This is a genomic window from Monashia sp. HAY1-2A (assembly GCF_056755315.1).
Map to the genome: position 1 here is coordinate 1 of NZ_JBNDHY010000132.1, position 11,896 is coordinate 11,896.

Annotated in this window: 9 protein-coding genes; 6 read left to right on the forward strand and 3 right to left on the reverse strand. The window is 71.1% G+C overall.

Going from position 1 to position 11,896, the window contains the following annotated elements; translation table 11 throughout:
• Positions 1 to 192: 192 nt before the first annotated feature.
• On the forward strand, positions 193 to 1,035 hold the full coding sequence (locus tag ACPYOM_RS16990) for a hypothetical protein (RefSeq protein WP_481346866.1): 843 nt from the start codon (positions 193 to 195) through the stop codon (positions 1,033 to 1,035).
• A gap of 194 nt (positions 1,036 to 1,229) precedes the next feature.
• Here the strand turns inward: ACPYOM_RS16990 and pntB are convergent, their stop codons facing one another.
• From pntB to ACPYOM_RS17005, 3 genes are all read right to left on the reverse strand, one after another.
• Entirely contained in the window at positions 1,230 to 2,612 is a 1,383-nt protein-coding gene (gene pntB / locus ACPYOM_RS16995; RefSeq protein WP_481346867.1) for a Re/Si-specific NAD(P)(+) transhydrogenase subunit beta, read from the reverse strand.
• A 6-nt stretch (positions 2,613 to 2,618) separates the two neighbouring features.
• Positions 2,619 to 4,172 (reverse strand): Re/Si-specific NAD(P)(+) transhydrogenase subunit alpha, encoded by a 1,554-nt coding sequence (locus ACPYOM_RS17000; protein ID WP_481346868.1) that lies wholly within the window; start codon positions 4,170 to 4,172, stop codon positions 2,619 to 2,621.
• Between the two features lie 238 nt (positions 4,173 to 4,410).
• Positions 4,411 to 5,364: a sugar-binding transcriptional regulator gene (locus ACPYOM_RS17005; RefSeq protein WP_481346869.1), complete on the reverse strand. Its 954-nt coding sequence runs from the start codon at positions 5,362 to 5,364 to the stop codon at positions 4,411 to 4,413.
• Positions 5,365 to 5,536: 172 nt separating this feature from the next.
• Here ACPYOM_RS17005 and ACPYOM_RS17010 point away from each other — a divergent pair, with 172 nt between their 5' ends.
• From ACPYOM_RS17010 to xylB, 5 genes are read left to right on the forward strand one after another with little or no spacing between them, the layout of a single operon-like run.
• Positions 5,537 to 6,934, forward strand: coding sequence for an ABC transporter substrate-binding protein (locus ACPYOM_RS17010; RefSeq protein WP_481346870.1), 1,398 nt, complete (start codon positions 5,537 to 5,539; stop codon positions 6,932 to 6,934).
• Positions 6,931 to 7,890, forward strand: coding sequence for a carbohydrate ABC transporter permease (locus ACPYOM_RS17015; protein WP_481341655.1), 960 nt, complete (start codon positions 6,931 to 6,933; stop codon positions 7,888 to 7,890). The genes ACPYOM_RS17010 and ACPYOM_RS17015 overlap by 4 nt, the downstream gene beginning before the upstream one ends.
• Complete coding sequence (locus ACPYOM_RS17020) at positions 7,887 to 8,825, forward strand: carbohydrate ABC transporter permease (RefSeq protein ID WP_481341656.1); 939 nt, start codon at positions 7,887 to 7,889, stop codon at positions 8,823 to 8,825. Before ACPYOM_RS17015 ends, ACPYOM_RS17020 begins: the two co-directional genes overlap by 4 nt.
• On the forward strand, positions 8,822 to 10,333 hold the full coding sequence (locus ACPYOM_RS17025; protein WP_481346871.1) for a mannitol dehydrogenase family protein: 1,512 nt from the start codon (positions 8,822 to 8,824) through the stop codon (positions 10,331 to 10,333). The genes ACPYOM_RS17020 and ACPYOM_RS17025 overlap by 4 nt, the downstream gene beginning before the upstream one ends.
• Positions 10,309 to 11,778 carry a xylulokinase gene (xylB, locus tag ACPYOM_RS17030; protein WP_481346872.1) on the forward strand — a complete coding sequence of 490 codons (1,470 nt, stop codon included), beginning with the start codon at positions 10,309 to 10,311 and terminating at the stop codon, positions 11,776 to 11,778. The genes ACPYOM_RS17025 and xylB overlap by 25 nt, the downstream gene beginning before the upstream one ends.
• The last annotated feature ends 118 nt before the right edge of the window (positions 11,779 to 11,896 follow it).

The following is an 11,896-nucleotide window of genomic DNA, read 5'->3' on the forward strand; positions in this document are numbered from 1 at the left end:
TCCGTCGTCGGCAGCGTCAGATGTGTATAAGAGACAGTCCCTGGCCCGGGCTCGACCGGCGGTTGTCCACAGGGCCGCAGCGAGCTCCCTGCCCCGTGGGCCACCATCGACTCCATGGATCTCGCCTCGTTGGCCCATGAGGACGTCGTCTCGGCCGCACATGCCCGGACGTGCGGCGTCACCAGCGCTGAGATGAGGCGACGCGTCCGGGCCGGCCAGGCCTTCCCCCTGCACCGTGGCTGGTACGCGACGCGGCGTCCTCGCGACGCCCGGGACCGGCACCTGCTGCGCACCACGGCCCTGCTGCAGGAGTACGACGGCCAGGCGGTCGCCAGCCACGGCTCGGCTCTCGTGCTCCTGCAGCTCCCTCTGGAGGCCGTCGACCTCGGGACGGTCCACCTCATGTGGCTCGGACCGGATGCCGGGTTCCGCTCGTACAGTCGGGTGCGCATGCACGAGGCGATCGACGCACCGGCCCTGCCGCATCGGGACGTGACGGTTCATCCGGCCCTGGCCGTCGTCCAGGCCGGCCTGCTCGACGTCACGTCCCTCGTCGTCGCGGGCGACGGCGCGCTGAGGCGCGGCGATGCGACGCGCCACCAGATCATGGCCGCAGCCACCGCGCTGCGTGGCCAGCGAGGGCTCATCCGGGCGCGCGCTGCCATACCGTGGCTGGACGCGCGGCACGAGTCCCCCGGAGAGTCGATGACGGCTCTCGTGCTGCGTGGACTGGGTTACGACCTCGAGCCGCAGTTCGAGCCGGGCACCATCGGCGCGCACGGGCATCCGGAGCGGGCGGACTTCGTCGTCCGCGGGACTCGCGTGCTCGTCGAGTTCGACGGTCGGGACAAGTACGCGGCCGACTCGGCAGCCCAGGCGCAGTCGATGCTGTTCGCCGAGAAGCGTCGTGAGGACGGGTTCCGCCGGCTCGGCTACGAGGTCGTGCGCCTGACGTGGGCAGACCTGCATCACCCGGCTCAGGTACGCGCACGCATCGAAGCCGCCCTCGCCCGCGACCGCGCCCGGGCCAGCTGAAGACGCACAGCCCAGTCTCCCCACCGAACGAGTCGTTCGGTTCCCGGCACGGCTCGCGGCCCCAACCGAACGAGTCGTTCGGTGCCGAACGCGGTGTTCGGGCTCGAACGCGTCGGTCCACCAGCACTTTCGGCACCGAACGACTCGTTCGGTGCGGAAGAGGAGGGGGGTGGGCGGGGTCGGGGCGGGCCGGGTCAGAGGGCCTTGATGATGTCCTCGACGCGTTCCTTGGCGTCGCCGAAGAGCATGGCGCTGTTGTCCCGGAAGAAGAGCGGGTTCTGGACACCGGCGTAGCCCGCGTTCATCGAGCGCTTGAACACGACGACATCCTTGGCGTTCCACACCTGCAGCACGGGCATCCCGGCGATGGGTGAGCTGGGGTCCTCCGCAGCGGCAGGGTTGACCGTGTCGTTGGCGCCGATGACGAGGACGACGTCGGTCTCGGGGAAGTCGTCGTTGATCTCGTCCATCTCGAGGACGATGTCGTAGGGCACCTTGGCCTCGGCCAGCAGCACGTTCATGTGCCCGGGCAGGCGCCCCGCGACCGGGTGGATGCCGAACCGCACGTCGACGCCGCGCTCACGCAGCTTCGCGGTCAGGTCCGCGACCGGGTACTGCGCCTGCGCGACCGCCATGCCGTAGCCGGGCGTGATGACGACGGAGGACGCGTGGGTCAGCAGGTCGGCGACCTCCTCGGCGTTCGTCTCGCGGTGGTCGCCGTAGTCGACGTCGCCGCTCGTCACCGCACCGTCGGAGCCGAAGCCGCCGGCGATGACCGAGACGAAGGAGCGGTTCATCGCGGTGCACATGATGTACGACAGGTAGGCACCGGACGAGCCGACGAGCGCACCCGTGACGATGAGCAGGTCGTTGCCGAGCATGAAGCCGGCCGCGGCCGCCGCCCAACCGGAGTAGCTGTTGAGCATCGACACGACGACGGGCATGTCGCCGCCGCCGATCGAGGCCACGAGGTGCCAGCCGAAGGCCAGCGCGATCGCCGTCATGACCAGGAGCGGCAGGATCGAGTGCGACGCCACGAACCACACGAGCAGCCCGGCCGACACGACGAGGGCCGCGAGGTTGAGCCAGTGCCGCGCCGGCAGCATGAGTGGCCTGCTCGAGATGCGCGCCGAGAGCTTGAGGAACGCGACGATCGATCCGGTGAAGGTCACCGCGCCGATGAAGACCCCGAGGAAGATCTCGACGAGGTGCACGCCGTCGGAGGTCACCGAGGACCCGGATGCCAGGAAGGTGTTGAACCCGACCAGCACCGCGGCGGCGCCGACGAACGAGTGCAGCATCGCGATGAGCTCGGGCATGCCGGTCATCTCGACGCGTCGCGCCCGCCAGATCCCGATGCCCGCGCCGATCGCCATGGCCACGACGATGAGCAGCCAGCTCGTGGCTCCCGACCCGCGCAGCGCGAGCCACAGCGTGGCGACGAGCGCGAGCGCCATGCCGACCATGCCGAGGACGTTGCCGTCCTTGGCGGTCTCGTGCTTCGACAGGCCGGCCAGGGACAGGATGAACAGCACGGCCGCGACGATGTAGGCGGCCTGGATCAGTGCGAGGTCCATCGGCGCTCAGCCCTTCCGGAACATGGTCAGCATCCGGCGGGTCACGAGGAAGCCACCGAAGATGTTGATGCTCGCGATCAGCGTGGCGAGGAACGCCAGGACGACGATGACGCCGGAGATCCCGCCTCGCCACTGGCCCAGCTGGATCAGGGCCCCGACGACGATGATGCCGCTGATCGCGTTGGTCACGGACATGAGCGGCGTGTGCAGCGCGTGGTGCACGTGCCCGATGACGTAGTAGCCGACGACGACCGCGAGCGCGAAGACCGTGAAGTGTCCGAGGAAGCTGGTGGGCGAGAAGGCGGCGATGAGGGCGAACAGCACGGCACCGATGCCCATCGCCACATACTTTCGGCGCGGGTCCTTCGGTGGCTCAGGCTCTTTCACGACCTTGGGGGCGGACGCGGGGGCCGGCACGGGTGCGGCGCTGACCTGGATCGGGGGCGGGGGCCACAGCAGCTCGCCGTCCTTGGCGACCGTCATGTTGCGCTGCACGACGTCGTCGAGGTCGAGGACGACCTGTCCGTCCTTGCCGGGGGTCAGCAGCTTCATGAGGTTGACGAGGTTGGTGCCGTAGAGCTGAGAGGCCTGGGTGGGCAGGCGGGCGGCCAGGTCGGTGTAGCCGATGATCTTGACGCCGTTGGCGGTCACGACGAGCTCGTCGGGGACCGAGCCCTCGACGTTGCCCCCGTTGGACGCGGCCATGTCGACGATGACCGACCCCGGCTTCATCGTCGCGACCATCTCGGCCGTGATGAGCCGTGGCGCCGGGCGGCCCGGGATGAGCGCGGTCGTGACGACGATGTCGACGTCCGGTGCCTGCGACGCGTACAGCTCGGCCGCCGCGCGGTTGAACGCCTCCCCCATCTCCCTGGCGTAGCCGTCGCTCGACGGGGACAGCTCGGTCTCGGCCACCTGCACGGGAAGGAACTCGGCCCCCATCGACTCGACCTGCTCGGCGACCTCGGGGCGCGCGTCGGTCGCCCGCACGATGGCACCGAGAGAGCGGGCGGTGCCGATGGCAGCCAGACCGGCGACACCCGCCCCGGCGACGAGGACCTTGGCCGGAGGGACCTTGCCCGCGGCGGTGACCTGCCCGGTGAAGAACGAGCCGAACTCGTGCGCGGCCTCGACGACCGCTCGGTACCCGGCGATGTTGGCCATCGAGGACAGGACGTCGAGCGACTGTGCCCGGCTGATGCGCGGCACGGCGTCCATCGCCATCGCGGTGACACAGGCGGCCCGCAGGTTCTCGAGGAGGTCCGGGTTCAGGGCGGGCGCCATGAGCGACACGAGCACGGCACCCGGCCGCAGCAGCGCGATGTCGGCGGCGGAGGGCGCGTTGACCTGGTGCACCACGTCGGAGCCCCAGGCCTCCTCACGCTCGACGAGGCGCGCGCCGGCCTCGGCGTAGGCGGCGTCCGCGAAGCTCGCGAGGGCGCCGGCACCGCGTTCGACGACGACCTCGTAGCCCAGGGCGACGAGCTGCTCGACGGTCTTGGGCGTGGCGGCGACCCGCGTCTCGCGGGCACGCGTCTCTCGGGGTACACCGATCTGCACGCTGGCTCCTTCGCTGACGACGGCACTGGCTCCCGAACCTAGAGCACGGACCACCGCGCACGGGGAGGACTGCCGGTCTCATCACACACCGGATCGGCGGCCACAGCCGGGCGCGTCTCTGATCGTGGGCGTGTCGCCGGCCGCGTTCGAGGGAACGGTGAAGAGGGGTCGGACGCGGAGGGCTCGGGCGCAGGGCCGGCGCGGGTCAGCGCGAGGTCAGCGCGAGGTCAGCGCGGGGTCAGCCGAGGAGCGCGTCGGCGAGGGTGGCGTCGGCGACGAGGGCGTTGACGAGCCGCCCGGTGAGGGCCGCACGCACCGCCGTCCCCTTCTGCGCTCCGGACGCGATGGCGACGACCTCGTCGATCCCGCGCAGCGCCTCCGGGCTGATCGTGACGACGCGCTCGGACAGCGAAGGTTCGATGACGGTGCCGGACGCGTCGAACAGCACACCGGCGATCTCGCCGACGACGCCGAGGCGGGCCAGGGCCTTGCGGTCGGCGGGGGCGACGGCGTCGTGGATCGTCGACAGGCCTGGGGCCCACGCGCCGACGCCCATGACGGCGATGGTGACGCGAGAGGCGCGGGCGAGGACCTTGGCGACCTGCGGCTCGCGCCGCAGCGTGGCCGCGCCGGCGGCGTCGTCGAGCAGGAGGGGCGCGTGGAAGATGGAGGACCCCCCGCCGGTGGCCCGGGCGGCCCGGCGGACGATGTCGACGGCGCTGCTGTCGTGGCCCTCGACCTCCATCGCGCCGCTCAGCTGCACCACGTCGACGGGGGGCAGGTCGTGCAGCGAGCGGGTCATGACATCGACCGAGCGCGACCACGGCAGGCCGAGCACGTCGTCGTCGCGGACGATGTCGGTGAGCAGGCGCGCGGCGGCCAGCCCGAGGTGGTCGGCCAGCGCCGACGCCTCGACGCGCGAGCCGTCCACGACGACGGCGTGCCGCAGGCCGTAGCGCTCCTGGAGGCGTGCGGAACGGTCGAGGTCGAGCTCGCCGTCGGCGACGATCTCGATGCGCACGATCCCGGCCTCGCGGGCGAAGTCGATGAGCCGGGCGACCTTGAACCGGCTCAGGCCGAGGTCGTCGGCGATCTCGACCTTCGACTGGCCGGCGAGGTAGTGGCGCCGCGCGACCGCGGCCGCGAGCACGAGCTCGGCCGGGCCGCGTCGCTCGATGGCCGCGTCCTTCACACGCGAAGTCTGGCGTGTCCGGCGGTCGTTCGTGGCAGCACCCCTCACTTTCGCCTCCTTCCGCACTCGACGCCCGTCCTGCCTGCCGCCGAACGGTTGACAGCGGTGACGCCAGTCACTTTACTCATATGTGCGCTGCAGCGCTCAAATGAGCGAAACTCAAGGAGGAGACGTGCGACGAGGCGAGGTCGGGCACCGACGACGACGGGTCGGGCGACGGGTGCTGGTGGCCGGGCTGGCGACGGGCATCGTCACCGGTCTCGCCGGCTGCGCCGGATGGGGCGGCGGCGGCATCGGAGGGGGCGGCCCGAACAGCATCAGCGTGCTCATGGTCAACAACCCGCAGATGGTCGACCTGCAGCAGCTGACGGCCAAGTACTTCACGGCCCGGACCGGCATCACGGTCAACTTCACGGTGCTCCCGGAGAACGACGTCCGCGACAAGATCAGCCAGGAGTTCTCCAGCCAGGCAGGGCAGTACGACGTCGCGACGGTCTCCAACTTCGAGATCCCGATCTACGCCAAGGCCAAGTGGATCTCGCCGCTCGACCCCTTCCTGGCCAAGGACCCGGGGTTCGACCAGGCCGACATCCTCAAGCCCATGCAGACCTCGCTGTCCTACGGCGGCAAGGTCTACGGCGAGCCGTTCTACGGCGAGTCCTCCTTCCTCATGTACCGCAAGGACGTCCTGCAGTCCAAGGGCGTGACGATGCCGGCCGCCCCGACGTGGCCGCAGGTCGCCGACATCGCCGCCAAGGTCGACGGTGCGCGGCCGGGCATGAAGGGCATCTGCCTGCGCGGCCAGCCCGGCTGGGGGCAGGTCTTCGCCCCGCTCACCACGGTGGTCAACACCTTCGGTGGCACGTGGTTCGAGAAGGACTGGACACCCAAGGTCAACGCCCCGGAGTTCAGGCAGGCCGTCCAGTTCTACGTCGACCTCGTCCGGGCCCACGGCGAGAACGGTGCCCCGCAGGCCGGGTTCACCGAGTGCCTCAACAACCTGACGCAGGGCTCGGTGGCGATGTGGTACGACGCGACGTCGGCGGCCGGCTCGCTCGAGGCCAAGGACTCGCCGGTGCGCGGCAAGCTCGGGTACGCCCCGGCACCGGTCGTCCGCACGAAGAGCTCGGGCTGGCTCTACGCCTGGTCGTGGGGCATCCAGGCCGCGAGCACGAAGCAGGAGAACGCCTGGAAGTTCGTCTCCTGGGCCTCGAGCAAGGAGTACGAGCAGCTCGTCGGCGAGCAGCTGGGCTGGTCGAGGGTCCCCGCGGGCAAGCGGTCCTCGACGTACGAGAACCCGAAGTACCTCGCCGAGGCCTCGGCATTCGCCGAGCCGACGAAGCAGGCCATCGAGTCGGCCGACCCGGCGAACCCGGGTGTGCAGCCGCGGCCGGCGCTCGGCGTCCAGTTCGTCGACATCCCGGAGTTCCCCGACCTCGGCACGCAGGTCAGCCAGGAGGTGAGCGCCGCGATCGCCGGGCGCACGTCGGTCGCCGAGGCCCTCGACAACGGTCAGAAGCTCGCCGCAGACGTCGCCGAGCGCTACAAGGCACGGGAGGCGGACCAGTGAGCACGAGCACCCACACCCACGACGAGACCCCGGGCGCCACCCACCCGACCGAGGACGCCGGACGCGCCACGACGCTGGCCCGGGCCGGTGACTGGGCCCGCCGGGCCCCGCTTCTGCCGGCGCTGGTCTTCGTCATCATCCTGACGCAGCTGCCGTTCGTCGCGACGCTCGTCATCTCGTTCATGAACTGGAACGCCTACTACCCGGACGAGCGCGGCTTCGCCGGGTTCGACAACTTCCGGCGGGTCTTCACCGACACCAACACGCGGTCGGCCGTCATCGTCACGGTCCTGCTCACGGTGGCCGTCGTCGTCCTCAGCCTCCTGCTGGGGCTCGGCATCGCGCTGCTGCTCGACCGCCGGTTCCGTGGCCGCGGCGTCGTCCGCACCCTGATGATCACGCCGTTCCTCGTCGTCCCGGTCGCAGCGGCCCTGCTGTGGAAGCACGCCCTCTACAACCCGGAGTACGGCCTGTTCAACGGCCTCCTCAAGGCGGTCTTCGGGCCGAACGCCCCGCAGCCCGACTGGATCACGAACAACCCGCTGTGGTCGATCATCGCGGCGCTCGTGTGGCAGTGGACGCCGTTCATGATGCTCATCCTGCTCGCCGGCCTGCAGAGCCGCCCCCTCGACGTCGTCGAGGCCGCCCGCATCGACGGCGCGAACGGGTGGCAGATCTTCAAGAGCATGACGCTGCCGCACCTGCGCCAGTACATCGAGCTGTCGGCCCTGCTCGGGGCGATCTACGTCGTGCAGAACTTCGACCACGTCTTCACGATCACGTCCGGCGGCCTCGGCACGGCCAACCTGCCGTACTTCATCTACCAGACCTTCTACACCGCCCAGGACTACGGGCGTGCCTCTGCTGCAGGCGTCGTCGTGGTGATCGGCACGATCATCATCGCCACCCTGGCCCTGCGCACCGTGTTCAGCCTGTTCAAGGAGGAGACCCGATGAGCGCCGTCCCGCAGAGCACCTCACCCGGCACCCGGGCCGGCACGGGGACCGGCAGCGGACGGCGTACGGACGCCGGAGCCCCCGGGACGCCCGGCACCCCGACCGTGCCGATCGCGCACCGCAAGCCGCCGAAGAGCCACGCCCTGCTCGGCCTGCTCGCCTGGGTCGTCGGCATCCTCTTCGCCCTGCCGGTGCTGTGGATGGTGCTGACCTCGTTCCACAAGGAGACCGACGCGGCGACCAACCCGCCGAGCCTCTTCGCGCCCCTCAGCCTCGAGGGCTACCGGACGTTCTTCGACGCCGGTCCGTGGCCCTCGCTGCTCAACTCGCTGACGGCGAGCGTCCTGTCGACGATCCTCGTCCTGCTGCTGGCCTTCCCGGCGGCGTACGCCCTGTCGATCCGGCCGGTGCGCAAGTGGACCGACGTGCTCTTCTTCTTCCTCTCCACGAAGATGCTGCCGATCGTCGCCGGCATCCTGCCGATCTACCTGTTCGCCCAGCGGGCGCACCTGCTCGACAACATCTGGCTGCTCGTCATCCTCTACACGTCGATGAACCTGCCGATCGCGGTTTGGATGCTGCGCTCCTTCCTCGCCGAGGTGCCGGTCGAGATGCTCGAGGCGGCGCAGGTCGACGGCGCGAGCCTGACCCGGACGCTGCGCGACGTCATCGCGCCGGTGGTCATGCCGGGCATCGCGTCGGCCGCCCTGATCTGCTTCATCTTCAGCTGGAACGAGCTGCTGCTGGCGCGGGTGCTCACCGGCACCACGGCCGGCACGGCGCCGGTGTTCCTCACCGGGTTCGTCACGAGCCAGGGTCTGTTCCTCGCCAAGGTCTGCGCGGCCTCGCTCGTCGTGTCCCTGCCGGTGCTCGCCGCCGGGTTCGCGGCGCAGGACAAGCTCGTGCAGGGCCTGTCGATGGGTGCCGTGCGATGAGCGCTGCCGCACCCGACCGCTCCGGGGTGGCCCTGTCCGACGCGACGCTCGGGGGCCTGGACCCGCGCGTCGCGCGGCCGGCGTACGACCGGCGCGCCGTGACGACCGGCATCGTCCACTTCGGTGTCGGCGGGTTCCACCGTGCCCACCAGGCCATGTACGTCGATGCGCTCATGAACGCCGGCGAGGCGCTCGACTGGGGCATCTGCGGCGTCGGCGCCCTGCCCCACGACCGGCGCATCATCGACACGCTGAGCGCGCAGGACGGGCTCTACACGCTCGTCGTCAAGCACCCGGACGGCCACCGGGAGCCCCGGGTCGTCGGCAGCATCGTCGAGCTGCTCTTCGCTCCCGACGACCCCCAGGCCGTCGTCGCCAAGCTCGCCGACCCCGCCACCCGCATCGTCAGCCTGACGATCACCGAGGGTGGCTACCTCGTCAACCAGGTGACGGGCGAGTTCGACGCCGACGACCCGTCGATCCGCGCCGACCTCGAGGACGGTGCGACGCCGCGCACCGTCTTCGGCTACGTCGTGGCCGGGCTCGAGGCGCGCCGCGCGGCCGGGACGCCGCCGTTCACCGTCATGTCGTGCGACAACCTGCCGGGGAACGGCGACGTCGCACGTCGGATGATGACGGCGTTCGCCCGGCTCAAGGACCCCGACCTCGCCGACTGGATGGACGCCCACGTGCGGTTCCCCAACGGCATGGTCGACCGCATCACGCCGGTGACGACGCCCGACGACATCGACCGCCTCGACCGCGAGTTCGGCATCGCGGACGGCTGGCCCGTCGTCTGCGAGCCGTTCACGCAGTGGGTGCTCGAGGACCACTTCACCGACGGCCGGCCGCCCTACGAGGACGCCGGCGTCCAGCTCGTCGACGACGTCGTGCCCTACGAGCTGATGAAGCTGCGGCTGCTCAACGCGAGCCACCAGGCGCTGTGCTACCTCGGCTACCTCTCGGGCTACCGGTACGCGCACGAGGTCTGCCAGGACCCGCTCTTCGTCGACTTCCTCCTCGGCTACATGGAGCACGAGGGCAGCCCGACGCTCCCCGACGTGCCCGGTGTCGACCTCGACGCGTACCGGCACCAGCTCGTCGAGCGGTTCGCCAACCCGGAGGTGCGCGACACGCTGGCGCGGCTATGCGCCGAGTCGTCGGACCGCATCCCGAAGTGGCTCGTCCCGGTCATCAACCACAACCTCGAGACGGGGGGCGAGGTGCACCGCTCGGCCCTCGTCGTGGCCTCGTGGGCACGGTACGCCGAGGGGGTCGACGAGCAGGGCGAGCCGATCGAGGTCGTCGACCGGGTCCGGGACCGCGTCATGGCTGCGGCGGCCCGGCAGCACGACGACCCCCTCGCCTTCCTGCGCGACCGGGACCTCTTCGGCGGCCTCGTCGACGACCCCCGGTTCACCGCGGTGTTCACGGACGCGCTCTCGGCCTTGCACGACAACGGCGCTCGGGAGACCCTTCGGTCATGGACCAGCCGAGGCAGCACGTGACCGACGACCGAACCCTTGTCGCCGGGGTCGACAGCTCGACCCAGTCGACGAAGATCGTCGTCTGCGACGCCGAGACCGGCGCGGTGGTGCGCACGGCCCGAGCCCCTCACCCCGACGGCACCGAGGTTCATCCGGACCGGTGGTGGGAGGCCTACGAGCAGGCGAGCGGCGGCGGCATCCTCGACGGTGTCGCCGCCATCGCCGTCGGCGGGCAGCAGCACGGCATGGTCGCGATGGACGACTCCGACGTCGTCGTGCGCGACGCCCTGCTCTGGAACGACACGCGCAGCGCCCGGGCCGCTCGCGACCTCACCGACGAGCTGGGGGGCGCGGCGGCGTGGGTCGACGCGGTGGGTCTCGTCCTCGTGCCCAGCTTCACCGTGACCAAGCTGCGCTGGCTGGCCGAGCACGAGCCCGAGCACGCTGCCCGCGTCGCCCGCGTCGTCCTGCCGCACGACTGGCTCACCGGAAGGATCCTCCAGCAGGGCAACGGGTTTCGAGGCTGGACGACCGACCGCGGCGATGCCTCGGGGACCGGCTACTGGTCGGCGGCCACGGACGACTACCGCGTCGACCTGCTCGAGCTGGCCTTCGGTCGCCGGGTCGCCGTGCCCGACGTGCTGGCGCCCGCCGAGGCCGCGGGCCGTACCGCGTCGGGGATGCTCGTGGCTGCCGGGACCGGCGACAACATGGGGGCCGCGCTCGGGCTGACGCTCGAGCCCGGGGACGTCGTCGTCTCGCTCGGCACGAGCGGCACGGTCTTCACCCCGCACGGTTCGGCGATCCGCGACGAGAGCGGCGCCATCGCCGGGTTCGCCGACGCGACGGGTCGCCACCTGCCGCTCATGTGCACCCTCAACGCGGCCCGGGTCCTGACGGCCTCCGCCGCGATGCTCGGTGTGGACCTCGCCGAGCTCGACCGGCTCGCGCTCGCGGCCGAGCCCGGGGCGGGCGGTCTGACGCTGCTGCCCTACCTCGACGGCGAGCGGACCCCCGACCTGCCGGACGCCGCGGGGACGCTCGGCGGCCTGACCCGCGCGAACGCCACCCCCGAGAACCTCGCGCGCGCCACCGTCGAGGGCATGCTCTGCAACCTCGTCGCCGGCGTCGACGCCCTGCGCGGCCACGGCGTCGGCGTCGAGCGGGTCCTGCTCATCGGGGGCGCCTCGGCCTCGCGTGCCGTCCGCGAGATCGCGCCCGGCCTCTTCCGGGCACCCGTGGTGGTGCGCTCCCCCGCCGAGTACGTCGGCGTCGGCGCGGCCCGCCAGGCGGCGTGGGCGCTGTCCGGGGGCGACGTGCCGCCGACGTGGCAGCTGCAGATCGACTCCGAGTACGACGCACCGCTCGATGCGGCCGGCGTCTCGGCGGAGGTCACCGGCCGCTATGCCGACCTGCTCGAGCGCCTCCACGGCGTCCGGCAGGGCTCCCCCCTCCCGACCCCCTGACCCGCAACACACCGAGCAGCTGCCAACCGCGGCGAGGTACTCCTGCCGGCCTTGGCAGGTTCTCGGTCTGTCTCTTATACACATCTGACGCTGCCGACGACGGAGAGAGTGTAGATCT

Excerpts from the sequence above, each read along its gene's own strand:
- pntB (WP_481346867.1), bottom strand. The coding sequence starts at position 2,612 with ATGGACCTCGCACTGATCCAGGCCGCCTACATCGTCGCGGCCGTGCTG.
- ACPYOM_RS17020 (WP_481341656.1), top strand. The coding sequence starts at position 7,887 with ATGAGCGCCGTCCCGCAGAGCACCTCACCCGGCACCCGGGCCGGCACG.
- ACPYOM_RS16990 (WP_481346866.1), top strand. The coding sequence starts at position 193 with ATGAGGCGACGCGTCCGGGCCGGCCAGGCCTTCCCCCTGCACCGTGGC.
- xylB (WP_481346872.1), top strand. The coding sequence starts at position 10,309 with ATGGACCAGCCGAGGCAGCACGTGACCGACGACCGAACCCTTGTCGCC.
- ACPYOM_RS17025 (WP_481346871.1), top strand. The coding sequence starts at position 8,822 with ATGAGCGCTGCCGCACCCGACCGCTCCGGGGTGGCCCTGTCCGACGCG.